This window comes from Hydrogenophaga sp. ANAO-22, from assembly GCF_042466645.1.
Classification (GTDB): domain Bacteria; phylum Pseudomonadota; class Gammaproteobacteria; order Burkholderiales; family Burkholderiaceae_C; genus Hydrogenophaga.
Genome location: NZ_CP159956.1, coordinates 3,461,677 through 3,486,336 on the forward strand (window position 1 = coordinate 3,461,677; position 24,660 = coordinate 3,486,336).

Sequence of the window (24,660 nt, forward strand, 5' to 3'; positions counted from 1 at the left end):
GCCAGGGCTTCAGACCAGGGCGCTGGGGCGCGTGGCCACGCGGTCGCGCCAGGCCTGCAGCGCGTGGAAGCCTTCGTCGGCGGGTTTGAAGCGCATCAGCCGCGCGAACTCGACGGTGCAGAAGGCGGTGATGTCGGCGATGGTGAAGCGGTTGCCGGCCACCCAGGGCTGGCGCTGCAGCTCGGCGTCGAGCCAGGCGGCGGTCTCGCGGGCCTTGGCCACCTGCGAATGGCCGAAATCGGGAAACTGCGGCTGCTCCAGCGGCGCCAGGCCCGGGTGCGTGTGGCGGATGGCGTTGGCCATGGGCAGCATGAAGTACCACTCCACGCGCCGGTCGGCCATCTCGATGAAGGCACGTTCCTCGGCGTTCTGCCCCATCAGGTTGGGCGTGGGGTAGCGGCCTTCCATCCAGGTGCAGATCGCGCGCGTCTCGGTGAGCACGCGCCCGTCGTCGAACTCCAGCGCGGGCACGCGCGCCAGCGGGCTCTTGGCGCGGTAGCCGCTGGTCTTGTGTTCCTGGGCGTTGAGGTCGATGTTGACCAGCTCCAGCCCGTTGATGTTCTTCTCGACCAGGAACATCAGCACCCGGCGCGGGTTGGGGGCGCGCGGCGACACGTACAGCTTCATGCGCCACCCCCGCCCGCCTTCAGGCTCTGGCCGGTTTCCATCAGGCGCCGGGCGTCCTCGGCGAAGCGCTGCGCGCCCTGTTCCCCGTCGCGCTCCAGGTCCATGGTCGAGGCCGGCCGCTCGATGCCGCGCTGCACCGCCGGGCGCGCACGGATCGCGTCGCGCCAGCGCTTGAGGTGGGGCAGGTCGCCGATGTCCACCCCGGACCAGCGGTGGGTGCGCACCCAGGCCCAGTTGGCGATGTCGGCGATGGAGTAGTCGCCCGCGAGGTATTCGTGCTGCGCCAGGTGGCCGTCGAGCACGCGGAACAGGCGCTTGCATTCGCCCTGGTAGCGGTCGATCGCGGCCGGGATCTTCTCGGGAAAGTAGCGGAAGAACACATTGGCCTGGCCCATCATGGGTCCGATGCCGCCCATCTGGAACATCAGCCACTGCATCACGAGCGAGCGCCCCTTCATGTCCGACGGCATGAGCCGGCCGGTTTTTTCGGCCAGGTAGATCAGGCAGGCGCCGGACTCGAACACCGCGAAACCGCCGGCCTCGTGGTCCACGAGGGCCGGGATGCGGCCATTGGGGTTGATCTTCAGGTAGTCGGGCTGCCGCTGTTCGCCTTCGCTCAGCTTGAGCACCTTCAGCGTGTAGGGCAGGCCCAGCTCTTCGAGCGCGATGGACACCTTGTGCCCGTTGGGCGTGGCGGCGGTATAGAGGTCGATCATGCAGAGGCCCGCTGAAGAAGTCGGGCCATCTTAGGGGCACTTCACCGGAGGGCGGTGTCAGGTCGGGAACACCGCGGAACCGGCTTTGCCGGGCCGCAGGTGTTGCCCCTGATGGGTGACGCGCCGCAGGTGCGGCGCGGGGGGAGCCCTCTAGAGCATAAAGCCCAGGTTGGTGGGGTAGTCGACGCTGTTGAAGTTGCCCAGGTTGGGCAGGATGCCGTTCATCTCGGCGCCCTGCACGCCGAACCAGGTGGCCAGGGTGCCGGCGTACTGGTCCACCGAGGTGCTGGGCAGCAGGCGGCCCTGGCCGACGTGCCACTGGTCGTTGGCGTCGGTGGTGGAGTTGCCCACGCTCACCGGTGGCGCCTTGCCGTAGAAGGCCTTGCCGCGCACCGCACCGCCGACCAGGAAGTGGTGGCTGCCCCAGCCGTGGTCGGAGCCGTCACCGTTGTAGCTGAGCGTGCGGCCGAAGTCGGACGCGGTGAAGGTGGTGACCTTGTCGGCCACGTTGAGCGCCGCCGTGGCGTTGTAGAACGCGGTGAGCGCCGAACTCACGCGGTCCATCAGCGTGGCCTGGCCGCCGATGAGGTTGTCGTGCAGGTCGAAGCCGCCGATGGAGACGAAGAACACCTGGCGCTGGTTGCCCAGCTGGGTGCGCGCGGCGATCAGGCGCGCCACCATCCTGAGCTGGTCGGCCAGGCCGTTGGCGGTGGGGAAGGCGTTGAACGGTGCGTCGGTGGCCGGGAAGGCGGCCAGCGCCGAGGTGAGCGCGCTTTCGGCGCCCACGGCGCGCGCGGTGACGAGGTTGTATTCGTTCTCCAGCACGTGGGTGCGGGTCTGCAGCGCCAGCGAGGTGATGGCCGCGCGCACCGCGGCCGAGTTGTAGACGTTGTTGTTGACCGCGCCGATCTTCACCGCGCCGTTGGTGCTGACCTGGTACGACAGCGCCTGGTCGCCCGAGAGGAACACCGTGTTGCCGGTGACCGAGACGCAGGTGAGCACGCGGTTGGTGTTGGCCGAGAGCGCGAGGTCGCCGATGTGGCCGCCCCAGCCGGTGGTGGCGCCTTCGGGCTGCGACGATTGCCAGACTGACTGCTGGTCGTTGTGCGAGAACAGCTTGGGCGGCAGCGGGTAGGCCACGCGGTTGCTGCCGTGGTACTGCTGGCGGGTGACGGGCGCCACCAGCGGGCCGACGTTGAGCTGCACCGCCGCCACGCCGCTGTTGAACAAGCCGGCCAGCCCGGTCATGGCCGGGTGCAAGGCGTACTGCTTGCCACCGGGCAGGGCCACGGTGGGGTTGAGCACGGTGGGCGTGAGCGCGGCCTGCGCCAGGGCGATGCCGCCGGCCGTGCGGTTCGCGCCGCCGCCGCGGATGGCGCTGTACTGGTCGTAGCTGGCGGTGTCGTAGTTGACGACGGTGTTGGCGTAATCGTTGCCGCCGTTGAGGAACACGCAGACCAGGGCCTTGTAGTCGGTGGCGTTGAACGCCGCCGCGTCGGCCATGGCCGCGAGGTTGAGGGCGGTGGGCAGGGCCGCGCCGGTGAAGGCCAGCTGGCCGGCGCGGCGCAGGAAGGCGCGGCGGGTGTGCAGATCGGGCTGGATGAAGTGCATGTCGGGCCCCTTATTTCTGGATCAGGTATTCGGGACAGGCCATGACCATCAGGATGGCGGCCCAGATGCGACGGCGCTTGACGGTGTCGCTGCTGGCCGTGGTCACCGGCGTGGCGTTGAGCGCCGAGACCATGGTGGCGCGCGAGGCGCTGGAGACCTGGCCCGCGGCGAGCACCAGGCAGACGTGGTTCACCAGCGCCGTGGCATCGGCCACCAGCGCGAGTTCGCGGCTGTAGTTGGCCTGCACGTCGTAGGCGTAGTTGGTCCAGGCGGCCTGCGGCGCGCCGGGCTCGGGGCAGTTGATGCCGCGTTCGATCACGCCCTGCATGAAGTTCAGGTAACCGCCCACGGTGGACTCGTTGACCAGCTGGAACTCGGGCGCGGTGGCGCCCGAGGCCGAGAGCGCGGTGCCCGGTGGCACATAGCCCGGCCGGAAGAAGTTGAACACCGAGGGCGAGCGCAGCGGGCTCTGGCCGAGCTGGGTGGCCGTGTTGTTCAGCTCGAAGATCTTCCAACTGCCCGCCGCCGAGGTGACGCCGAAGGTGCGCGCCCACTGGATGAAGCGCAGCATGGGTTCGCGCAGCTTGCCGAAGGTGGTGCTTTGCAGCGAGGCCGGACCGCGCGCCTCGTCGTCGAGCAGGATCGCCACCCACACCGCCTTGAGGTCGCCACGCACGCCCGCACCGTTGTCGTTGAAGCGCGATGCGACGCGCGCCACGTAGGCAGGGCTGGGGTGGCTGGTCACCAGGCGCTGGATCATCTGGCGCGCGAAGAAGGGGCCGGCGTTCGGGTGGTTGAACAGGGTGTCCAGCGCCATCCGCAGGGCGGTGGGCCCCGGTGTGTTGGCCGGCACCGTGGTGCCCAGGAAGCGGGCTTCCAGGTTGGAGTGCCGGTTGGCGTTGAACGACATGCGCTTGCCCGCGAAGGCCTTCGACTCGATGGTGTAGTTGTCCACCGGATGGCGCACGCCGTCGGAGGTGTCGAAGTTGTAGCCGGTGAACACGCGCGCCAGGCCGGTCACGTCGGCCTGGGTGTAGCTCTCCAGCGGCACGCCGCCGCTGGTCTTGGGCGTGCCGTCGAGGTTGAGTTCGACCACGCCGATGGTGAAGAGCTGCATCACCTCGCGCGCGTAGTTCTCGTCGGGCACGCGGCCGGTACTGGCGTTTTCTTTCTGGTTGCCCTTGGTGTTGAGGAAGTAGCCCATCGCCGGGTGCAGCGTCACGTCTTCCAGCAACTGCCGGTAGTTGCCGAAGGCGTTGCGCGCCAGCGTGTCCCACCAGCTCGCGTAGGCGTGCGAGCGCCAGGTGAACTCGGCCGAAGCGAGCGAGGCCACGAAGAACTCCGAGAGCGCCAGCGCGGCGCGCTTGCGCATCATGTCCGGCCCGCTCAGGAGCTGGTTCCAGATCATGAAGTCGGCCGGGTAGTAGGTGAAGAAGTAGTTGTTGGCGTCCACCGCGCCATAGCCCCGGGCTTCCAGCCAGTTCCAGCCGGTGATGCCCTGGTAGCGCGCGAACTGGTTGGACAGCCATTGCGCGCAGCCCATGCCGCGCAGCTCGGTCATCTCCGCCGGTGTGGAGGAAAACTGCGCCTGCTGAAGGAAGCGCGCGGCCTCGGCGTCGTTCGTGGGGTTGATGTGGCTGTAGCCAGCGATGGGAAAGTCGATCACGCCCACTGCCGGTGCCGCGTCGGCGGTGCCGCCGCCGCCACCACCTCCGCCACCACAAGCCGCGAGCAGCGCGGCCGCCGCCAGCGGCGTGAGCGCGTGCCGGGATGCTGGCGTGGGGTTCTCCGGCGAAGAACCTGGTTCGTGGTGTGCGTCGGCCGCGCTCGCATCGGCCGCTTGTTCAGGCGCTTCTTCGATGTCCATCATGACGATCCCTCCTCGGTTCGACGAGCGCGAGTGTAGGGAGGCGCCTTCAGCGGAAAAGGCCGAATTTCAAGTCGTTACAAGTGGGTGTGGCGCGTTCGCGGCACCCGCCTGACGGCGCTACCGCCGGGGTTTGCCCGGCGGCCATCCGTCGAAATTCAGGTGCGCGCGGTGCGCAGTTCGTCTCGTGTTTTCTGCGCCACCCGGCGCGCCGCGTCCGCGAAGTCCGCACCGGCCGACGCATACAGAATGGCGCGCGACGAGTTCACGATGATGGGACCGGTGGTCTCATCGCCCTGGGTGCGCAGGCCAGCCTTCACGGTGGCCACGGCATCGCCGCCCTGCGCGCCCACGCCGGGAATCAGCAACGGCAGGGTGGGCGCGATCTCGCGCACGCGCTCGATCTCGGCGGGGTAGGTGGCGCCCACCACGAGGCCGAGCTGGCCGTTGAGGTTCCACGGTCCTTGCGCGAGGCGCGCCACGTGTTCGTACAGGCGCGGTTCGCCGTCGATGGAAGCGAAGCGCTGGTTCTGCAGGTCGTCGCCACCGGGGTTGGAGGTGCGACAGAGCAGGAACGCGCCCTTGCCGTGGTACTGCAGGTAAGGCTGCACCGAGTCGAAGCCCATGAAGGGCGAGAGCGTGACCGCGTCGGCGCCGTAGCGCTCGAAGGCCTCGATGGCGTACTGCTCGGCGGTGCTGCCGATGTCGCCGCGCTTGGCGTCCAGGATCACCGGCACCTGCGGCGCCACGCGGCGCATGTGCGCCATCAGCCGCTCCAGCTGCTCTTCCGCGCGGTGCGCCGCGAAGTAGGCGATCTGCGGCTTGAAGGCGATCGCCGTGTCGGCCGTGGCCTCGACGATGGCGGCGCAGAAGTCGTAGATGCGGGAGGCGTCGTTCTTCAGGTGCGCGGGGAAACGGGCGGGATCGGGGTCCAGGCCCACGCACAGCAGGGAACGGTTCTGGCGCTCGGCGGTGCGCAGCATGTCGAGAAAGGTCATGGGCCGATTTTAGTTGGCCGCCTGCCGCGAGGTCTTGGCGGTCCCGCGACGGACACCGCCGCCCCGCGCCGCCTAAGATCACGGCCATGCACGCCCTGTCCCGACAACAACTCGTCCTGCTCGTCCTGCTCACCCTCGTCTGGGGCATCAACTGGCCCATCATGAAGTTCGGTGTGACGGGCTTTCCACCCCTGACCTTCCGCACCATCTGCATGTGGATCGGGCTGCCGGTGCTGGGCCTGTTCCTGTGGTGGCGGCGTGTGCCTTTCCGCATCCCGCGCGAGCACTGGCGGGAGCTGGCGGTGCTCACGGTGTTCAACATGCTGTTCTGGCACACGTTGGCGATTCTGGCGATCCAGACGCTGTCGAGCGGGCGCGCCGCGATCCTGGGTTACACCATGCCGGTGTTCTCGGCGCTGGTGGGCAGCTGGTGGTTCGGCCAGCGGCTGGCGGGCCGGGCCTGGGGTGGCGTGGCGGCGGCGGCGCTGGGCGTGCTACTGCTGCTGTGGCACGAACTCACGCAACTCTCGGGCAAGCCGCTGGGGGTGGTGATGATGCTGGTGGCCGCCGCCACCTGGGCGGTGGGCACGCAGATGATGCGCCGCACGACGATTCCGACGCCCACGCTGACCATCTCGTTCTGGCTCACGGCGCTCACCACGGTGTGGATGACCGTGTTGTCGCTGACCTTCGAGCGCTCGGCCTGGGTCTGGCCCACGCCGGGCATCTGGTGGGCCATCGTCTTCAATGCGCTGGGCGTGTTTGCCTTCGCCCAGGTGGCCTGGCTCTCGCTCGCGCGTGACCTGCCGCCCATCGCCTCCACGCTATCGGTGATGTTCATCCCCGTGCTGGGCGTGTTCACCGGCGCGTGGTGGCTGGGTGAGGTGCTGCACTGGCAGGACTGGGCCGCCGTCGCGCTGGTGATGGTGGCGATCGCGTCGGTGTTGTGGCCGTCGCGCTCCGCCGCTGCGCGGGTCGCTGCCTCCCGAGGGGACTGATCCGGCTTGGGGCGGCCCGGCACCGGATCGCGTGGCCTTCCTCAGGCGTTGTCCAGCGTGTGCATCGCCAGGCACAGGTCGGCCCAGGCCTTGCCCTTGTCGCCGGGGGTGCGCAGCAGGTAGGCCGGGTGGTAGGTCACGATCACCGGCACGCCTTCGTAGCGGTGCACCCGGCCGCGCAGGCGGCCGATGGGTTCGGTGGTCTTGAGCAGCGACTGCACCGCGAAGCGCCCCATGGCCACGATGACCTTGGGCTTGACCAGCGTCACCTGGCGCACCAGATAGGGCTCGCAGCGCGCCACTTCCTCGGGCTGCGGGTTGCGATTGGCGGGCGGTCGGCACTTGAGCACGTTGGCGATGTAGGCGCCTTGCGCCCCCTCGCCCTGGCGGCTGCGGCCCACCGCGCGCAGCATGTTGTCGAGCAGCTGGCCGGCCGCGCCCACGAAGGGTTCACCCTGCAGGTCTTCGTTTTCACCGGGCGCCTCGCCCACGATCATCCAGTCGGTCTGCACGTCGCCGACGCCGAACACGGTGTTCTTTCGGCCCTTGCACAGGCCACAGGCCTGGCAGTTGGCCACGGTCTCGCGCAGCTCGGGCCAGTCCATGCGGTCCACGTGGCTGGGGCGGGCGGGAGGGGCTTCGGCGGGCGCGAGCGGCGCGCTGCTCGGGGCTGGGGTTGGCGCCGGGCGCGAAGGCGCGGTGGCCGGTGGCGCTGCGACCCTGGGCGTCCCGGTGGCGACCTGGGGTGCCTCCACCACGGGGCCCGCCACGGCCGGCGGCACGGGCCTGGGCGCCCAGACGCGCACGCCCATCTCGGCCAGCATGGCGCGCTGGCGCGCATCGAGCAGCGGAACAAAGGAGGTGTCGAGCACGTCGTCGCTCATCGGGTGCCCCGCGCCGCCATCAGGTTCAGGCTCATGACGATGGCGTCTTCCCGGCGCAGGTGGCCATCCGGGTAGTAGCCCTTGCGCAGGCCGACCTGCGAGAAACCGTAGCGCTCGTACAGGCGGCGCGCGACTTCGTTGCTCTGGCGCACCTCCAGCCAGAGCCACTGGGCCTGCTGGCCGCGCGACCACAGCACCAGCGCGTCGAGCATGAAGCGCGCCCAGCCCTGGCGCTGGTGGGCCGGCGCCACGGTGATGTTGAGCAGGTGCACCTCGTCCACGCCCGGCATGGCCACGAGGTAACCCAGCAGCACGCGGCCGTCGGCGCGCACGGCCTGCGCCTGTTCACCTGGCAGCGCCTCGCCCAGCAGCAACACCGCCGGGTAGCCGGCCTGCAGCGAATCGTGGAAATGCTTGCGCGACCAGGGGTGGGCGTAGGCCGTGACTTCCACCGCCCGCACGGCGTCCAGGTCGGCCTCGGTCATGGGCTCGAAGGCGATGCGGCGTTCGCGGGTGGCCGGGGGGCGCACGGTGTCCGGCAGTGGCCACACCGCCTGCGGGGGCTGGGTGGCGCCGGGGGTCATGGCCCGCAGCAGGGCGTTCACGGTGGTGTCCATCGTGAGCCTCAGGGCGTGACGGCTGCCACGGCGGCTCTCAGGCGTTCGCGCTCGTCGGTGGTCTGGGCCACCTTGTCGCGCACGTACAGCGGCAGGGCATCGCGCGCGGCCACCGCCGCGCCCGCGGCCAGCAGGCCGGGCGCCAGGCGCAGCAGCGCGGCGGCCGTGGGCAGGGCCGGCAGGCGGGTGCCCGGCAGTTCGGCCAGGGCGCTGGCGCAGCTGTCGAACACGTTGCCCGCGAGCAGGGTGGCGCCATCGGCCTGAAGGTGTGCGCCCAGGTCGGCCGGCGCGCACAGGCGGGCCGGCGCCAGCGGTGACAGCCCTGCTGGCGCGCAGGCGTAGGTGGCCACGTACAGCTCGCCCATGCGGGCGTCGAGCAGGGCGGCGATGCGCTTGGGCGGGGTCTGGCCGGCGTGCTGGTGGTTCCAGCGGGCCTCTTCGGCCAGGGCGAGGAGGGTGTCGACCGGCAGCACCGGCAGGCCCTGCGGGCGGGCCGCATCCTGCGCTCCGTAGGCCAGGCCCTGGGCCACGGCACAGGCGGTGCGCAGGCCGGTGAACGAGCCCGGCCCCCGGCCGAACACCACGGCGTCCAGGCTGTTCAGGGCCCAGCCCGAGGCATCGAGCAGCTGTTTCACCAGCGGCAGCAGGGTGGTGGACGCCATCGCGCCGCCCGGGCCGCTGTGCTGCCACAGCGGGCCGTCGGGCGCGCCGCTGCCCAGGGCGACCGAGAGGGTGTCGGTGCTGGTTTCAAGGGCGAGCAGGCGCAAGGCGGAAGGCATCCCGGGATTATCGGGCACCGGGTGCCCCCGCTTCCGGGGTGGGGGCGCGCCGCCGGCCATCCACCGCAACGGCCATTCACACGGCCGTGGCCGGTTCTTCCCCGGTGCCGTTTCATAATGAAACACCATGTTCGATATCGACTTCCTTCGCCGTGTGACCGCCTTGCGCCCGGTGCGCGGGCTGGTGCTGAGCCTGCTGGCCGGCCTGGCGCTGCCCGCGTGCGCCCAGATGGCGGGCCGGAGCGACCCCCTGCCGCCCGCGGTGCTGGCGGCCATGAGCCGGGCCCAGGTGCCGGCCAGCGCGCTGTCGGCGCTGGTGATCTCGGTCGATCCCGACGCCCATGAGCGCCTGCGCCACCGCGCCAGCACCCCGGTGAACCCGGCCTCGGTGATGAAACTGGTGACGACCTACGCCGCCATCGACCTGCTGGGCAGCGATTTCACCTGGAACACCCGCTTCTACACCGACGGCACGGTCGAGAACGGCGTGCTGCGCGGCAACCTGTACGTGCGCGGGGGCGGCGATCCCAAGTTCGTGCTCGAACGCATCCAGGAGGCCTACCTGGCCCTGCAGGCCAAGGGCGTGCGCGTGATCCTGGGCGACATGGTGCTCGATCACAGCGCGTTCGAGCTGCCCGCGATCGACCCCGGCGCCTTCGACGGCGAGGCCCTGCGGCCCTACAACGCCACGCCCGACGCGCTGCTGGTCAATTTCAAGTCGGTCATCCTCACCTTCCAGCCCGATCTGGCCAACGGCGTGGCCCGCGTGGTCAGCGAGCCGCCCATGGCCGGCCTGGCGGTCGACGCCTCCGTGCCGCTCTCGCGCGGCACCGCCTGCGGCGACTGGCGTGGCACCGTGCAGGCCCGCTTCGACGACCCGAACCGCATTCGCTTCGAAGGCCGCTACCCGCAGGTCTGCGGCGAACTCAAGTGGCCCGTGGCCTACCAGCAGCCCGCGAGCTACGCCGCGCGCGCCATGGAAGGTCTGTGGCGCGCCAGCGGCGGCTCCATCACTGGCCAGGTGCGCGACGGCACCATGCCGGCCGAGGTGCAGTTGCTGCACGAGGCGCGCTCGCTGCCCCTGTCCGAGGTCATCGTGGACGTGAACCAGTGGAGCAACAACGTGATGGCGCAGCAGGTGTTCCTCACGCTGGGCCAGCTGGCGCCGCCGCAGACGGCCACGCCCGTGCTGGCCGTGGTGGCCCCGGGTTCCGCCGCCGCCCGGCTGGTGCCCTCGCGCCCGGCGCGCTTCGAATACTCGCGCGAGGTCGTGACCGACTGGTGGAAACGCACCTTCGGCCCCCGCGTGCCGGGGCCGGTGCTCGACAACGGCTCGGGCCTCTCGCGCGAGGAGCGCATCACGCCCGAGGCGCTGGCGGGCCTGCTGCGCCATGCCGCGCGCCACCCGCAGGGCGTGCAGTTCGTGCAGTCGCTTTCGATCGCGGGTGTCAGCGGCACCGCGGCGCGGCTGGCGCGCGGTGGCCAGAGCGCCGCGCGCGGCAACGCCTGGGTCAAGACCGGCACGCTGCGCGACGTCACCGGCATCGCCGGCTACGTCAACGCGGCCAATGGGGCGCGTTATGTGGTGGTCGGCTTCATCAACCACCCCAATGCCTCCGCCGCCCGGCCCGCGCTGGACGCGCTGCTGGAGTGGACGGCCCTGCTGCCGGATTGATGCGGCTTTTACCGGGCCGGAGCGCGACCCGCATCGGATGAAGCAGCCCCGTCCAGGGGCATCAAGGGTCCGGCTGCGCCGGCCCGAGATGCCGTCCCCCTCGAAGCGCCGAAGGCGCGCCACAGAGGGGGAGGCCGCAAGGCGGCGCAGGGGGGTGTTCCCCTCAAGCCGCGGCGCGCCTCAGCCGGTCGCGCACGCCGTCCCAGGCCGGGTCTTCCGGTGGCGTTTCCACCCAGATCAGGCGCACGCCGGTGGCGTCGAGTTCGCGCAACACGGCAAAGAGTTCCTGGGCGGCGGCGGCCGCGTCGTCCGGCATGCGCCGGCGCGGCACGCTTCGCGCGGGCTCCACGGGGCTGCGCGCGTAGAGCGCGATGTGCTTCGCGTCGTTGCCCAGCACCTGGAAGGCCGAGCGCAGCTGATGCGCGTCCATCAGCCGCACCTTGGCGCGCGGCGCGTAGTGCGATTCCAGCGTGCCCGAGGCGCGCGGCGCGGCCTCGTCGCGCTCGCGCAGGGGCTGGCCGCAGGCCGCTTCAAGTTGCGCGACGGTGATCATGCCGGGGCGCAGCAGCACGGGGTGGCCGCGCGTGCAGTCGACGATGGTGGATTCGATGCCCACCGGGCAGGCGCCGCCGTCGAGGATCAGCAATTCGTCTTCCGCCAGGCTGGCGAACTCCTCGGCCACGTGCGCGGCGGTGGTGGGGCTCACGCGGCCGAAGCGGTTGGCGCTGGGCGCGGCCACGCCGCTCACGCCGCGCGCGGCGGCCGCGCTCAGCAGGGCCTGGGCCACGGGGTGGGCCGGGCAGCGCAGGCCGACCGAGTCCTGTCCGCCCGCGGCGACCGCGGCCACACCCTCGCGGCGCGGCAGGATCAGCGTGAGCGGGCCGGGCCAGAAGGCGTGCATGAGCGCGGCGGCAAAGGCGGGGACTTCGCGCGCGTAGTGGTCCACGCCGGCGCGCCAGCCGTGCGCGCCCGGGCCGGGCGCGAGGTGCACGATCAGCGGGTGGTCGGCCGGGCGGCCCTTGGCCTCGAAGATGCGGTGCACCGCCATGGCGTTGTCGGCATCGGCCGCGAGGCCGTAGACGGTTTCGGTGGGCATGCCCACCAGCGAGCCGTCGGCCAGGCGCTGCGCCGCGAGCTCGATGGCGGCGGGGTCTTGCGCGGACAGCAGCGGCGGTGGCATGGCGCGCCTCAGGCGCCGAGCGCGGGCAGGCCGAGCAGCGCCAGCACCTGCGCGGTGGTCTCGCGCACCTGGGCCACGCTGGCGCCGGTGATGTTGAGGTGGCCCATCTTGCGGCCCGGGCGGGCGCCCAGCTTGCCGTAGAGGTGCAGGTGGGTGCCGGGCAGGGCCAGCACCGCGCCCCAGGGCGGCGACACGGGTGTCCTGCTGGCTTGCGCGCGCACGGCATTGGGCGCGAACCAGAGATCGCCCAGCAGGTTGACCATGATGGCCGGGCTGTGCTGGCGCGGCGTGGGCAGCGGCAGGCCGGCGAGTGCGCGCACCTGGGCTTCGAACTGCGACAGGTCGCAGGCGTTCTGCGTGTAGTGGCCGCTGTTGTGCGGGCGCGGCGCCATTTCGTTGACCACAAGGTCGAGCGCGCCATCGGCGTTCTGCACCACGAAGTACTCGACGCACAGCACGCCCACGTACTGCAGGTGGTTCGCGATGGCCACCGTGCTGGCCTGCGCGCGCTGTGCCAGCGTGGGATCGAGCGCGCCGTCGAAGACCTCGGTGAGGGCGAGGATGCCGTCGTGGTGCGTGTTCTTCTGCACCGGGAAGCTCACGACCTGGCCGTCGGCGCCGCGGGCCACGATCACCGAGCATTCGGCGCGCAGCTGGAGCATCTTCTCCAGCACGCAGGGCACCTTGTCCAGGTCGTCCCAGGCGGCGGCGAGTTCCTCGCGCGTGGACACGCGCACCTGGCCCTTGCCGTCGTAGCCCATGCGCGCGGTCTTCAGGATACCGGGCAGCAGATCGGCCGGCACGGCCTTGAGCGAGGCGTCGGTGGTGATGACGGCGTGCGGCGCTGGCGCCACGCCGCTGATGGGCGCGCAGTGCTCGAAGTGGGCCTTCTCTTTCACGCGGTCCTGCGCCACGGCCACGCAGGCGGCGGACGGGGCGACCGGCCGCTGGGCCGCGAGCGTGAGCAGGGCGTGCGCCGGCACGTTCTCGAATTCGGTGGTGATGGCGTCGCAGCGCTGCATCAGCTGGGCCAGGCCCTGCTCGTCGTCGTAGGCGGTCCTGATGTGGTGGTGGCTGACCAGGCCGGCGGGGCTGGCCGGATCGGGGTCGAGCACCACGGTGAAATAGCCCATGGCCTGCGCCGCCTGCACGAACATGCGGCCGAGCTGGCCGCCACCCATCACGCCCAGCGTGGTCTGCTGGCCGCTGTGCACGGAAGGGTTGCCGGGGAGAAGGGTCTTGAAGCTCATGCGGGCAGGGTCATCGCGCGGGCGGCGGCGGTCTGTTGGGCGCGGAAGGTGTCGAGCTTGTGGCGCAGCTCGGGGTCGTGGCTGGCCAGCAGGGCCACGGCGAACAGCGCCGCGTTGGCCGCGCCGGCCGCGCCGATGGCGAAGGTGGCCACGGGAATGCCCTTGGGCATCTGCACGATGCTGTGCAGCGAGTCCACGCCGCTGAGGTGTTTGCTGGCCACCGGCACGCCGAGCACCGGCACCACGGTCTTGGCCGCCAGCATGCCCGGCAGGTGCGCCGCGCCGCCGGCCCCGGCGATGATCGCCTTGAGCCCGCGCCCCGCGGCCGCTTCGGCGTAGGTGAACATGTCGTCGGGCATGCGGTGCGCCGAGACCACGCGCGCCTCGTGCGCGATGCCGAAGTCCTGCAGGATCTGCACGGCGTGCTGCATGGTGTCCCAGTCGCTGCTGGAGCCCATGAGCACACCCACTTGGATGGAGTTCATGACGGTGCCTCTGGCCGATGCGCCCCCCGCGGGGGGCTGGAGCGGTCGCGCGCATGGCAGGGCATGGCGTCTCCGGTAAAGTGTGGATTTTACGTTTGCCCAGGCCGCTCCCATGATCAACGTCACCGTCGCCAACTTTGAAGCCGAGGTCATCGAGGCTTCGATGCACACCCCCGTGCTGGTGGATTTCTGGGCCCCGTGGTGCGGCCCCTGCAAGGTGATCGGCCCGCTGCTGGAGAAGCTGGAGGCCGACTACGCCGGCCGCTTCAAGCTGGTCAAGATCGATTCCGACCAGGAGCAGCAGCTCGCCGCCGCCTTCGGCATCCGCAGCATTCCCACCTGCGTGCTGCTCATGAACGGCCAGCCGGTCGATGGTTTCATGGGCGCGATGCCCGAGGGCCAGATCAAGGCCTTTCTCGACAAGCACCTGCCCCCCGGCGGCGACGAACCCGAGGCCGAGGCGGTGGAGCCCGATGCGCAGGACGCGCTCGCCCAGGGCGACCTGGACGGCGCGCTGGAGAAGATGCGCGAGGCGGTGCAGGCGGCACCGGACAACGACGACGCGCGCTTCGACCTTGTGAAGCTGCTGCTGGAGATGGGGCAGGACGACGACGCCAAGGTGGCGTTCGCCCCGGTGATCGCCAAGGCCGCGGGCGTGCGCCGGCTCGATTCGCTGCAGCGCTGGATGGCCGCGCGCGATGCGCAGGCCGAGGTGGCCGACCCCGATGCCCGCGCGGCGGAGCTGCAGGCCGCCATCGCCGCCAACAAGCGCGACTTCGAATCGCGCTTCGCGCTCGCGCAACTGCTCATGGCCTACGGCCAGTGGACGGCGGCCATGGACGAACTGCTGGAGATCCTGATGCGCGACAAGGCCTGGAAAGAGGAGCTGGCGCGCAAGACCTTCATCGCCATCCTCGACGTGATCGACCCACCCAAGCCCAAGGTGGCCGAAGGCCAGGTGCCGCCGGAAGACCCGACGGTGGCGACCTACCGCCGCCGCCTCTCCAGCGTGGTTCTCAGCTGATCAGTTCATGAGGCGCGTGAGCGCCTCCTGGTATTTGGCGGCGGTCTTCTCGATCACCTCGCGCGGCAGGCGCGGCGCGGGGGGGGTCTTGTCCCAGGGCTTGCCGCTGACCTGCGCGGTCTCCAGCCAGTCGCGCAGGAACTGCTTGTCGTAGCTGGGCGGGTTCTGGCCCACCACGTAGCTCTCGGCCGGCCAGTAGCGCGAGCTGTCGGGCGTGAGCACCTCGTCCATGAGCACCAGCTTGCCGGCCTTGTCCAGGCCGAACTCGAACTTGGTGTCGGCAATGATGATGCCCTTCTTCAGCGCGATCGCCGCGGCCGCCTTGTAGAGCGCGATCGACACGTCGCGGATCTGCGCGGCGAGTTCGGGGCCGATCATCTCGACCGTGCGCTCGAAGGTGATGTTTTCGTCGTGCTCGCCCATGGCCGCCTTGGCCGCGGGCGTGTAGATGGGCTCGGGCAGCTGCGAGGCGTTCTGCAGGCCCTCGGGCAGCTTCACGCCGCAGACCGAGCGGCTTTCCTGGTACTCCTTCCAGCCGCTGCCGGCCAGGTAGCCGCGCACCACGGCTTCCACCGGTATCGGCTTGAGGCGCTGCACCAGCATCGAGCGGCCGGTGACCTGCGGCACCTCGGCGGGCGAGACCACGCTCTCGGGCGCGTCGCCGGTGAGGTGGATCGGGCAGATGTTCAGCCCCTTGGGGCCGAGCTGGTCGAACCAGAACAGCGAGAGCCGGGTGAGCAGCTCGCCCTTGCCGGGGATCGGTTCGCCCATGATCACGTCGAACGCGCTGATGCGGTCGCTCGCCACCATCAGGATGCGGTCGTCGCCCACGGCGTAGTTGTCGCGCACCTTGCCGCGCGCCAGCAGGGGCAGGGAGGTCAGGGCCGAGGTGTGCAAGGCAGAGGTCATGATCGGATCGGAAAAAAGCAGGACAAGAAAAAAGCCCGTTGAACAGCCAACGGGCTTTGAACCATTCCGGGGGATTATCGCAAGTTGGCGGCGGGATGGGGCCGAAAGTCGAGTCCGCCGGTGCGGCGCCTATTTGGCGGCGAGCCCCAGGCGCTCGATCAGGGTCTTGTCCTTGGCGTAGGTCTCGGCCGCCCACTTGCGGTAGTCGTCGCCGCTGCGGTACCACATGGCCTGGTTGAGCTGGCCCAGCACCTCGATGTGCCTGGGGTCCTCCATGGCCCTCTTGAACGCATCGTGCAGCACCTTGGTGACGGCCGGGTCCATGCCCTTGGGGCCGGCCAGGCCGTAGGGCGAGGTGGACACCACGCCGTAGCCGAGTTCCTGCGCGGTGGGCACCTCGGGCCAGCGCTGGGTGCGCTGTTCGCCGAAGGTGACCAGCAGGCGCATCTGGCCGCCGTCCACGTACTTGTCCCAGCCACTGGCGTCGCTCTGCGCCATCACGTGGCCGCCGAGCAGGGCGGCCTGCAGGTCGGCGTTGCCCTTGAAGGGCACGTGCGTGAGCTGCACCTTGGCGTTGCCGGCCAGCTCTTCCATCAGCAGGTGCGGGCTGCTGCCGGTGCCGGTGGAGCCGTAGTTGATGGCGCCGGGCTGCTTGCGCGCGGCCTCGATGTAGTCCTTGAAGGTCTTGTAGGGCGAGTCGGCCTTGACGGTGAGGCCGAAGGTGTAGCCCGAGACGCCGATGATGTAGGTGAAGTCGGTCAGCGGGTCCCAGTTGGTCTTCTGCATGTGCGGCATGCGCAGCAGGCCGAGCGGAAACTGGGCGATGGTGTAGCCATCGGGCTTGGCGGTTTGCGCCATGGTGCTGGGGCCCAGGGTGCCGCCGGCACCGGGGCGGTTCTCGATCACGATGGGCTGGCCCAGGTGTTTGCTGGCGATCTCGGCCAGCGCGCGCAGGTGGCGGTCGGTCGAGCCGCCGGCGGGCCAGGGAATGATCATGGTCACGGGGCGGTTCGGGTACGCGGGCGATTGCGCCTGCGCGAGGCCGAACGGGGCCAGGCCCGCGCTGGCGGCGCTGGCCAGCAGCAGCGCGCGGCGGCGTTTCGAGGGGGGTGATGAGGGGTGTTGCATGCCTTGTCTCCTTCTGTGGTGATGCCGGGTGGGCGGTTGCTCAGGAGGGATGGGGTGTCTGTGCGTCGCGCGCGGCCTGCTGCTCCTGCAGTTCGCGCCACATCACCTTGCCGCTGCCCGAGCGGGGCAGCGTTTCCACGAATTCCACGATGCGCGGGCTCTTGTAGGCGGCCATGTGGCCGTGCGCCCAGTCGATCACGTCCTGTTCGCTGACCAGCCCCCGCTGTCCGGGCCGCAGCACCACCAGGGCCTTGACGGTCTCGCCGCGGCGCGCGTCGCGCACGCCGATCACGCAGGCTTCCTGGATCGCCGGGTGGTGGTACATGAGCGCCTCCACCTCGGCCGGCCAGACCTTGAAGCCGCTCGCGTTGATCATGCGTTTGAGCCGGTCGGTCATGAAGAAGTAGCCTTCTTGATCGACGTGGCCGAGGTCGCCGGTGCGCAGGAAGCGCTGGCCGTCGATCTCGATGAAGGCCTCGCTGGTGGCCTGCGGGTTGCGCCAGTAGCCCTGCATGAGCTGCGGCCCGTGCACCACGATCTCGCCGGTCTCGCCGGCGGGGCGTTCGGCCAGGGTGTCTGGGTCGAGCACGCGCGCGTCCACGTCGAACACCGGCAGGCCCAGGCACTGGGACTTGGGCCGGTGTGTGGGGTTGATGTGGGTGGCGGCCATGGTCTCGGACATGCCGTAGCCCTCGATGTAGTCCTGCCCGGTGAGCGCCTTGAGGCGCGCGGCCACCGCGTCGGGCATGGCCGCGCCGCCGCCGCGCACGCAGGCCAGGCTGGCGAGGTCGAACTGGTCGAGCTGCGGGTGCGCGAGGAAGTCGATCACCATGGTGGAGATCGCCTGCCACATCGTGACGCGGTAGCGCTGCATGCAGATCGCGGCGACCTCGCGGTCCCAGCGCGAGAGCACCACCAGAGTCGCGCCCGCGTACAGCGGGCCGTTCAGGCTGCCGGAGAGGCCGGTGACGTGGAAGAAGGGCAGCACCGAGAGACAGACCGCATCCTGCGAGGTGCCGAACCAGCGCACGCCGCCGACCAGCGTGCTCATCACGCTGCGGTGGGTGTGCATGCAGCCCTTGGGCAGGCCGGTGGTGCCCGAGGTGTAGGGCATGGCGCAGAGGTCGTCGGGCCCGGTGGTCAGCGGCCCGGGCGCGCGGGCGGCGGCCACCATGTCGGCCCAGGCCACGAGGCCGGGGCCTTCGATGGGTGCGCGCGGCGCGGCCACGAAGTCGGGCACGCGCAGTTCGGTGGGCACGCGCAGGTGGTCGCTGTAGGTGGCGACCACGAGGTGGCGCAGGCCTTCATCCTCGGTGGTGAGCAGCGGTCGCAGCTGCGGCAACAGGTCCTGCGCCACGAAGGCCGCCTGCGCGCCGCTGTCGCTGAGGCAATGGCGCAGCTCTTCCTCGCGGTTCATCGGGTTCACCGGCACCACCACCGCGTTGGCGCGCAGGATGCCGTAGAAGGCCAGGGCCCATTGCGGGCTGTTCTGCATGCACAGCAGCACGCGGTCGCCCGGCTTCACGCCGCACACCTGTTGCAGGTGCCCGGCGATGTGCTCGGCCTCGCGCAGGAACTGCGCGTAGCTCAGCGGCGTGTCGTAGAAGACGATGAAGGGCTTGTCGGGAAACCGCGTGGCCGAGACCTCGAGGTTGTAGAAAAGGTTGGTCTGTGGCAGCGTGAGTTGCCGGGGCAGGCCGGGCGGCCAGTGGGCCGTTTGCGAGGGCATGGTGTTTGATTCCGCTTAGCGGAAAACAAGAAGATGAAGATCAATATACGGTCCACGCCTTGGCCGTGTAAATGCCATTCAGGGAAACCGAGCATCCGGCATCCGACGAAAGAGCTTCAGAATTCCGATGCGCGGAATACGGGAGGTGCCGTATTCCGATCTGCAGAAAAAGGAGACATTCCATGGGGCGCCAGCGCCACACGCCAACCACCCCGCTGGCCGACACCGATCCCGCCGAGGACCGCCGTTTCGTCACTGCGCTGGCGCGCGGGCTCACGGTGCTGCGCAGCTTCGGGCCGTCGGACCGCTGGCTCGCGCACCAGGAGCTCGCGCGCCGCACCGGGTTGCCGCAGGCCACTGTCTCGCGCCTCACGTTCACGCTGACCAGCCTGGGCTACCTGCGGCACCGCGCGGCCACTGGCGAATACGCGCTGAGCCCGGCGGTGCTCTCGCTGGGCTTCAGCGTGTTGTCCAACTTCCAGGTCGGGCGCATCGCGCGGCCGTTCATGGAGACGCTGGCCGAGCACACCCAGGCCGCGATCTCCTTGGGCGTGCGGCATGGCACCTCGGTGGTCTATGTGGCGCACTGCCGCAGCACGGCGCGCCTCATCCTCGGGCTGGACGTGGGCACGCGCCTGCCGTTCGCCGAGACCGCGATGGGGCGTGCGATCTGGTGCGCCACACCACCGGGCATGCGGGCGCTGATCGCCGGCCGGCTGCAGGCGGAAAACGCGGCGCTGTGGCCGGTGCGCGAAGCCGGGCTGCGGCGCGCCGAGGCCGACCACGCCGAGCGCGGGTGCGTGACGTCGGAGTCCGAATGGGAGAGCGAGATCGCCGCGATCGGCGTGGGCATCGACCTCGGCGACGGCCGCGAGCCGCTGGCGCTCACCGTGGGCGGGCCGGCCTCGCGCCTGCAGGGGGCCTTGCTGCACGAGAACTTCGGGCCTGCGCTGGTGCGCTCGGGCCGGGAGATCGTGGCGGCCATCCAGGCCGCGGCATGGGAGGATTGAGCGCCATGAAAAACGCCACCGCGAGGGTGGCGTGGGCGCGGGAGCGGTGAACGCTCAGTTCACGAGCTGGGCGAGTTCGCCCTTGGCGTACTTGGCGGCGACGACCTGCAGGCTCTCGCCCTTGATCTTGCTGCCCTGGCCTTCGCAGCCGAACTCGAGGTAACGGGCCTTGCAGACCTGCTTGGCGGCTTCGCGCGCGGGCTTGAGCCACTCGCGGGCGTCGAACTTGTCGGGGTTCTCGGCCAGGAACTTGCGCACCGCGCCGGTCATCGCCAGGCGGATGTCGGTGTCGATGTTGATCTTGCGCACGCCGTGCTTGATGGCTTCCTGGATCTCCTCGACCGGCACGCCGTAGGTCTCCTTCATCTTGCCGCCGTACTGGTTGATGATGGCCAGCAGCTCGGCCGGCACGGACGAGGAACCGTGCATCACCAGGTGGGTGTTGGGGATGCGCTTGTGGATTTCCTTCACGCGGCTGATCGCGAGAATGTCGCCGGTGGGCTTGCGGCTGAACTTGTAGGCGCCGTGGCTGGTGCCGATGGCGATGGCCAGGGCGTCGAGCTGGGTGGCCTTGACGAAGACGGCGGCTTCTTCGGGGTCGGTCAGCATCTGGCTGTGGTCCAGCTTGCCTTCGGCGCCGATGCCGTCTTCCTCGCCGGCTTCGCCGGTTTCCAGGTTGCCCAGGCAGCCGAGCTCACCTTCCACGGTGACGCCGACCTTGTGCGCCATGTCCACCACCTTGCGGGTCACGTCCACGTTGTAGTCGAACGAGGCCGGGGTCTTGCCGTCTTCCATCAGCGAACCGTCCATCATCACCGAGCCGAAGCCCAGGTTGATCGCGCCTTCGCAGATCTTGGGAGAGGTGCCGTGGTCCTGGTGCATCACCAGGGGAATGTGAGGGTAGGCCTCCATCGCGGCCTGGATCAGGTGCTTGATGAAGGGCTCGCCGGCGTATTTGCGGGCCCCGGCGCTGGCTTGCAGGATCACCGGCGCGCCGACTTCGTCGGCGGCAGCCATCACGGCCTGCACCTGTTCGAGGTTGTTGACGTTGAAAGCCGGAATGCCGTAGCCGTTGGCGGCGGCGTGGTCGAGCAGTTCGCGCATGGAAACGAGCGCCATGAGATTCCCCTTAATCAGTTGGTAACCGTGGTGTAACCCGGCATTTTAACTTTCGACCTGTAACGCGGATGTGATGAGCTTGTGTCATTTCACACGCCCTTAATGTGCGCGGGCCAGACTGGGTCGAACTTTCAGCCACACCATGACCCACCTCGACACCCTGCTTTTCCTCTGGATCAATGCCACGGCCGACACGCCGGCCTGGCTGCTCGCGCTGGCGCGCTGGGTGTCCACCGACCTGCCCGCCCTGGCGGTGCTGGGCCTGGTGCCCCTGCTGCTGTTCGGTCCAACCGGTCGCCGGCAGTTCCTCGGCGTGTGCCTGGCCATGGTGTTGGCCTGGTTGGCGGTGCGAGGCATCCGCGAAACGGTGCACGTGGCCCGGCCCTTCGAACTGGGCCTGGGCGGGCAGTGGCTCGAGCATGCGGCGACGGCGAGCTTTCCGAGCTTTCATGCGGCGGTGGCGGGCGCCTGGGCCCTGGCGCTCACGCTGTTCGCCCCGTCGCGCCCGCGCCGCTGGCTGGTCGTGGCCGGTGGGGTGGCGCTGACCATCGCCTGGAGCCGGGTGTTCCTGGGCCTGCACTTCGTGTCGGACATCGCCGTGGGCCTGCTGCTGGGGGCGGCGTGCGCGGTGACGGCCCGGCAGGGCTTCGCTTGGCTGGCGCGGCGCCGCGCCGCCTGGCCGGTCAGGCCGGTGGCCGGTTCAGGAAACCGCTGACGCGATCCAGCACCGGCGCCAGTCCGCGCAGCGGGCGTGCCATCGCGCCGATCAACGTCGTGTGGTTGACGCGGTCCAACAGCTCGACGTCCACCGGCGTGCCCCGCCGTTCCAGCGCCCGAGCCATGGCGAGTGTGTTGCGCTGCGGGTTCACGAGGGTGTCTTTCCGGGCGGCCAGCAGGAGCACGCGCTGGGGCGTGGCATGGCCCGCGTTGGCGTGGAACAGGGGCTGCGAGTCGGCCGGCGTGTGGGGCCATTCGAAGGCCACCTGCACCTCGGGATTGCCGATGGGCAGGAAATCGTAGGGCCCGGCCAGGCCCACCCAGCCGGCCAACTGGCGCGGGGCCAGGTCCACGCGCGCCAGCCAGCGAGGGTCGAGCGCCAGCATGGCCGCGTTGTAGGCTCCCGCGCTGTGGCCCACCACGAAGATGTGTTCGCGCGAGGCGCCGAACGACGCCGCGTGGTCGGCGGCCCAGCGCACCGCGTCGGCGCCGTCCTCCAGGAACACCGGGTAGCGCACATCGGGGCTCAGACGGTAGTCGGCCACCACGGTGACGATGCCGCGCGAGGCCAGGGCCTCGCCGACGAACCGGTAGTCCGCCCGGTCGCCGCTGCTCCAACTGCCGCCATAGAAGAACACGGCGAGGGGCGCGGCGGTGATCGCAGGGGCGGGGATGTACACGTCAGCCCGTTGGCGCGCGTGGCTGCCGTAGGCCTGGTCGCGCAGCACCGTGTGCGTGTCGCTGCTGACGGTGGCATTGATGAGGCGCAGCGGCGAGCAAGCCTGCAGCCACGGCAGCAACGCGAGCGTTGCCAGCAGGCGACGGCGTGGCGTGGGGATCGGTGAATGGGTGGTCATTCGGGTTTTACGCGGCCGGGCGGTGGATGGATTCAAGGCGAATCGAAACCTTTCGTCACAAAACACGGGGAACTGCGGCCCCGCCAAGGCGAACCCTCTTAAGGATCACTTTGCCATTCCGGACACAACAAGAAAGGACTCGCCATGCCCTGCCGCCCCCTGATCGCGACACTGACCGCTGTCTCGGCCCTGCTCGCGCCAGCCCTCTCGCAGGCCCAGGTCACGCTCAAACCCGATGGCCAATGGCGCTACCTGCTCACCGCGGGGGCCAACATCTCCTCGGGCAACAACAACGCCGGCACGCTCAACCTCGCGGCCGAGGGCGCGCGCGAGACCGACGACGACAAGTGGACCTGGGCCGCCAAGGCCGATCGCGCGCGCAGTTCGGGCGTGGACACCACCGAGCGCTACGGCCTGCGCACCCAGTACAACCGCGACTTCTCGGTGGACTGGTTCGGCTTCGGTTCGGGCGAGCTGCTGCGCGACCGGCTGGCCAACATCTCCAGCCGCACCTCGGTGGCCAGTGGTGTGGGCCGGCACGTGTGGCAGGAAGAGCGGGGCTTCTTCGACGTGTCCGTCGGTCTGGGATACACCTACGACCGCTACATCCGGTCCACCGACATCGCCGGCGCCATGCGCGACCGGTACGGCCGCCTGGAGCTGGTGCTGGCGGAGGAGTCCAGCCACAAGCTCACCGAGACCACCAGCCTGCGCCAGAAATTCTCGCTGTACCCCGACCTGCGGGATTCCGGCAAGTACCGCGCCGTGCTGGACACGGGTCTGACCGTTGCGATGACGCAGACGCTCAACCTGTCGGCCGGTCTGAGCTACCGCTACGACAGCGACCCCGGGACCAACCTCAAGAAAGCCGACACGATGTTCGTGACCGGCGTCTCGCTTCGGTTTGACTGAGTAGGCGCTGCCTTTGGCCAGGGCACACGAGGATCCGGCTTTGCCGGTCCCAGGGTGCGCCCCCTTTGAGGGGGACGCGCGCAGCGCGGCGGGGGGAGCTCGCTTACGCCGCGCGGCAGATCTTGAGCGTGTTGGTGCCGCCGGGCTGGCCCATGGGTTCGCCCACGGTGATGGCGTAGACATCGCCGGTCTGCACGATGCCGCGCTTCTTCAGGTGCGCCTCGGCGTCCAGCAGCGCGGAGTCGCGGTCGGTGCTGTTGTCCATGAGCAGCGGTCGCACGTTGCGGTAGAGCGTCATGCGGCGCTGGGTCGAGAGGTTGGGCGTCATGGCGTAGATCGGCATGCGCACGTTGTGCCGGCTCATCCACAGCGCGGTGGAGCCCGAGTCGGTCAGCGCCACGATGGCCTTGGCGCCCAGGTGGTGGGCGGTGAACAGCGCGCCCATGGCGATGGACTGGTCGATGCGCTTGAAGGTCTTGCCCTGGAAGTCGGCAGACAGTTCGCGGTACTCGGCCTTCTCGGCTTCCGAGCAGATGTTGGCCATCTCCATCACGGTTTCCAGCGGGAAGCGGCCGGCGGCGGTCTCGGCGCTGAGCATCACCGCATCGGTGCCGTCGAGCACCGCGTTGGCCACGTCGCTCACCTCGGCGCGCGTGGGCACCGGGTTGACGATCATGCTCTCCATCATTTGCGTGGCGGTGATGACCACCTTGTCCATTTCGCGCGCGAGACGGATCATGTGCTTCTGCAGGCCGGGCACCGCCGCGTTGCCCACTTCCACCGCGAGGTCGCCGCGCGCGACCATGATGCCGTCGGACACCTTGAGGATCGCGGCCAGTTCGGGGATCGCCTCGGCGCGCTCGATCTTGGCGATCAGCGCCGGTTTGTGGGCGAGGGCGGCGCCAGCCACATTGCAGAGCTGGCGGGCCAGTTCCATGTCGGTCGCGTTCTTGGGGAAGCTCACCGCCACGTAGTCGGCCTTCAGGCCCATGGCGGTCTTGATGTCGTCCATGTCCTTGGCGGTCAGCGCGGGGGCGGTCAGCCCGCCGCCCTGCTTGTTGATGCCCTTGTTGTTGGACAGCTCTCCGCCGAGCTTGACGGTGGTGTGCACCGCCGGGCCAACCACCTTGTTGATGGTGAGCACGATCAGGCCGTCGTTGAGCAGCAGGGTGTCGCCGGCCTTCACATCGCGTGGCAGCTCCTTGTAGTCCAGGCCCACGCCCTCGATGTCGCCAGGTTCGGTGCGCGAGGCATCGAGCACGAAGGGCATGCCCGGCTCCAGCATGACCTTGCCCTGGGCGAACTTGCCGACGCGGATCTTGGGCCCCTGCAGGTCGGCCATGATGCCGACCTCGCGGCCCGCGCGCTGGGCCGCCGCGCGCACCAGTTCGGCGCGGTCGATGTGGTCCTGGGCGGTGCCGTGCGAGAAGTTGAGCCGGACCACGTTGACACCGGCGCGGATCATCCGCTCCAGCAGGTCGGGGTCGCTGGAGGCAGGACCCAGGGTGGCAACGATCTTGGTGGCGCGCATGGACATGATGGAAGCTGTCTCCAGAAGGGGCCGCGAG

General features: G+C 69.9%; 23 protein-coding genes. 6 read left to right on the forward strand and 17 right to left on the reverse strand.

Translation table 11 applies throughout. The annotated features are described in order from the left end of the window. Positions 1 to 9: 9 nt before the first annotated feature. The 5 genes from ABSY19_RS16655 to pyrF form a co-directional block, all read right to left on the reverse strand. The gene (locus ABSY19_RS16655; protein WP_382153598.1) at positions 10 to 627 is read right to left on the reverse strand and encodes a glutathione S-transferase family protein; all 618 of its coding nucleotides are present in this window, start codon (positions 625 to 627) and stop codon (positions 10 to 12) included. After that, positions 624 to 1,343: a glutathione S-transferase family protein gene (locus ABSY19_RS16660; RefSeq protein ID WP_382153601.1), complete on the reverse strand. Its 720-nt coding sequence runs from the start codon at positions 1,341 to 1,343 to the stop codon at positions 624 to 626. The genes ABSY19_RS16655 and ABSY19_RS16660 overlap by 4 nt, the downstream gene beginning before the upstream one ends. A 150-nt stretch (positions 1,344 to 1,493) precedes the next feature. Further along, complete coding sequence (locus tag ABSY19_RS16665) at positions 1,494 to 2,954, reverse strand: DUF1501 domain-containing protein (protein WP_382153604.1); 1,461 nt, start codon at positions 2,952 to 2,954, stop codon at positions 1,494 to 1,496. Positions 2,955 to 2,964: 10 nt separating this feature from the next. Continuing rightward, positions 2,965 to 4,824, reverse strand: coding sequence for a DUF1800 family protein (locus ABSY19_RS16670; RefSeq protein ID WP_382153606.1), 1,860 nt, complete (start codon positions 4,822 to 4,824; stop codon positions 2,965 to 2,967). A 155-nt stretch (positions 4,825 to 4,979) separates the two neighbouring features. Continuing rightward, positions 4,980 to 5,819: an orotidine-5'-phosphate decarboxylase gene (gene pyrF / locus ABSY19_RS16675; protein ID WP_382153608.1), complete on the reverse strand. Its 840-nt coding sequence runs from the start codon at positions 5,817 to 5,819 to the stop codon at positions 4,980 to 4,982. An 86-nt stretch (positions 5,820 to 5,905) separates the two neighbouring features. On the opposite strand from pyrF, the gene ABSY19_RS16680 reads away from it, so the two are divergent. Continuing rightward, a complete protein-coding gene (locus ABSY19_RS16680) occupies positions 5,906 to 6,817 on the forward strand; it encodes a DMT family transporter (RefSeq protein ID WP_382153610.1) in 912 nt (303 codons plus the stop codon). Positions 6,818 to 6,858: 41 nt separating this feature from the next. Here ABSY19_RS16680 and ABSY19_RS16685 read toward each other — a convergent pair whose 3' ends face one another. Genes ABSY19_RS16685 through tsaB form a run of 3 tightly spaced genes read right to left on the reverse strand, consistent with a single transcriptional unit; the run spans position 6,859 to position 9,097 of the window. Continuing rightward, entirely contained in the window at positions 6,859 to 7,701 is an 843-nt protein-coding gene (locus ABSY19_RS16685; RefSeq protein ID WP_382153612.1) for a uracil-DNA glycosylase family protein, read from the reverse strand. Beyond that, the gene (gene rimI / locus ABSY19_RS16690) at positions 7,698 to 8,285 is read right to left on the reverse strand and encodes a ribosomal protein S18-alanine N-acetyltransferase (protein WP_382163845.1); all 588 of its coding nucleotides are present in this window, start codon (positions 8,283 to 8,285) and stop codon (positions 7,698 to 7,700) included. The genes ABSY19_RS16685 and rimI overlap by 4 nt, the downstream gene beginning before the upstream one ends. Positions 8,286 to 8,326: 41 nt before the next feature. Next, positions 8,327 to 9,097 (reverse strand): tRNA (adenosine(37)-N6)-threonylcarbamoyltransferase complex dimerization subunit type 1 TsaB, encoded by a 771-nt coding sequence (gene tsaB / locus ABSY19_RS16695; protein WP_382153614.1) that lies wholly within the window; start codon positions 9,095 to 9,097, stop codon positions 8,327 to 8,329. Between the two features lie 127 nt (positions 9,098 to 9,224). On the opposite strand from tsaB, the gene dacB reads away from it, so the two are divergent. After that, a complete protein-coding gene (gene dacB / locus ABSY19_RS16700) occupies positions 9,225 to 10,772 on the forward strand; it encodes a D-alanyl-D-alanine carboxypeptidase/D-alanyl-D-alanine-endopeptidase (RefSeq protein ID WP_382153617.1) in 1,548 nt (515 codons plus the stop codon). 163 nt (positions 10,773 to 10,935) lie between these two features. On the opposite strand, the gene ABSY19_RS16705 is transcribed toward dacB, so the two are convergent. From ABSY19_RS16705 to purE, 3 genes are read right to left on the reverse strand one after another with little or no spacing between them, the layout of a single operon-like run. Further along, on the reverse strand, positions 10,936 to 11,952 hold the full coding sequence (locus tag ABSY19_RS16705; RefSeq protein WP_382153619.1) for an L-threonylcarbamoyladenylate synthase: 1,017 nt from the start codon (positions 11,950 to 11,952) through the stop codon (positions 10,936 to 10,938). 8 nt (positions 11,953 to 11,960) lie between these two features. Continuing rightward, entirely contained in the window at positions 11,961 to 13,202 is a 1,242-nt protein-coding gene (locus ABSY19_RS16710; protein ID WP_382153622.1) for a 5-(carboxyamino)imidazole ribonucleotide synthase, read from the reverse strand. After that, the gene (purE, locus tag ABSY19_RS16715) at positions 13,199 to 13,687 is read right to left on the reverse strand and encodes a 5-(carboxyamino)imidazole ribonucleotide mutase (protein WP_291111981.1); all 489 of its coding nucleotides are present in this window, start codon (positions 13,685 to 13,687) and stop codon (positions 13,199 to 13,201) included. Before purE ends, ABSY19_RS16710 begins: the two co-directional genes overlap by 4 nt. Positions 13,688 to 13,799: 112 nt before the next feature. Between purE and trxA the strand changes: the two genes are divergently transcribed. Next, on the forward strand, positions 13,800 to 14,711 hold the full coding sequence (trxA, locus tag ABSY19_RS16720; RefSeq protein WP_382153625.1) for a thioredoxin: 912 nt from the start codon (positions 13,800 to 13,802) through the stop codon (positions 14,709 to 14,711). Here the strand turns inward: trxA and ABSY19_RS16725 are convergent, their stop codons facing one another. From ABSY19_RS16725 to ABSY19_RS16735, 3 genes are all read right to left on the reverse strand, one after another. Beyond that, positions 14,712 to 15,620 carry a phosphoribosylaminoimidazolesuccinocarboxamide synthase gene (locus ABSY19_RS16725; protein ID WP_382153627.1) on the reverse strand — a complete coding sequence of 303 codons (909 nt, stop codon included), beginning with the start codon at positions 15,618 to 15,620 and terminating at the stop codon, positions 14,712 to 14,714. Positions 15,621 to 15,749: 129 nt separating this feature from the next. Further along, positions 15,750 to 16,748: a tripartite tricarboxylate transporter substrate binding protein gene (locus tag ABSY19_RS16730; RefSeq protein WP_382153630.1), complete on the reverse strand. Its 999-nt coding sequence runs from the start codon at positions 16,746 to 16,748 to the stop codon at positions 15,750 to 15,752. Between the two features lie 40 nt (positions 16,749 to 16,788). After that, a complete protein-coding gene (locus ABSY19_RS16735; RefSeq protein WP_382153633.1) occupies positions 16,789 to 18,477 on the reverse strand; it encodes a long-chain fatty acid--CoA ligase in 1,689 nt (562 codons plus the stop codon). A 182-nt stretch (positions 18,478 to 18,659) separates the two neighbouring features. Here ABSY19_RS16735 and ABSY19_RS16740 point away from each other — a divergent pair, with 182 nt between their 5' ends. Further along, complete coding sequence (locus ABSY19_RS16740) at positions 18,660 to 19,487, forward strand: IclR family transcriptional regulator (protein ID WP_382153636.1); 828 nt, start codon at positions 18,660 to 18,662, stop codon at positions 19,485 to 19,487. Positions 19,488 to 19,541: 54 nt separating this feature from the next. On the opposite strand, the gene fba is transcribed toward ABSY19_RS16740, so the two are convergent. Beyond that, entirely contained in the window at positions 19,542 to 20,606 is a 1,065-nt protein-coding gene (gene fba / locus ABSY19_RS16745; RefSeq protein WP_382153638.1) for a class II fructose-bisphosphate aldolase, read from the reverse strand. Positions 20,607 to 20,748: 142 nt separating this feature from the next. Between fba and ABSY19_RS16750 the strand changes: the two genes are divergently transcribed. Then, on the forward strand, positions 20,749 to 21,321 hold the full coding sequence (locus ABSY19_RS16750) for a phosphatase PAP2 family protein (protein WP_382153641.1): 573 nt from the start codon (positions 20,749 to 20,751) through the stop codon (positions 21,319 to 21,321). Here the strand turns inward: ABSY19_RS16750 and ABSY19_RS16755 are convergent. Next, positions 21,290 to 22,180: an alpha/beta hydrolase gene (locus ABSY19_RS16755; protein WP_382153644.1), complete on the reverse strand. Its 891-nt coding sequence runs from the start codon at positions 22,178 to 22,180 to the stop codon at positions 21,290 to 21,292. The genes ABSY19_RS16750 and ABSY19_RS16755 overlap by 32 nt on opposite strands. Before the next feature lie 144 nt (positions 22,181 to 22,324). Between ABSY19_RS16755 and ABSY19_RS16760 the strand changes: the two genes are divergently transcribed. After that, a complete protein-coding gene (locus ABSY19_RS16760; protein ID WP_382153647.1) occupies positions 22,325 to 23,092 on the forward strand; it encodes a YdiY family protein in 768 nt (255 codons plus the stop codon). Positions 23,093 to 23,195: 103 nt separating this feature from the next. Here the strand turns inward: ABSY19_RS16760 and pyk are convergent, their stop codons facing one another. Next, positions 23,196 to 24,629, reverse strand: a complete 1,434-nt coding sequence (pyk, locus tag ABSY19_RS16765; protein WP_291111957.1) for a pyruvate kinase — start codon at positions 24,627 to 24,629, stop codon at positions 23,196 to 23,198. Between the last annotated feature and the right edge of the window lie 31 nt (positions 24,630 to 24,660).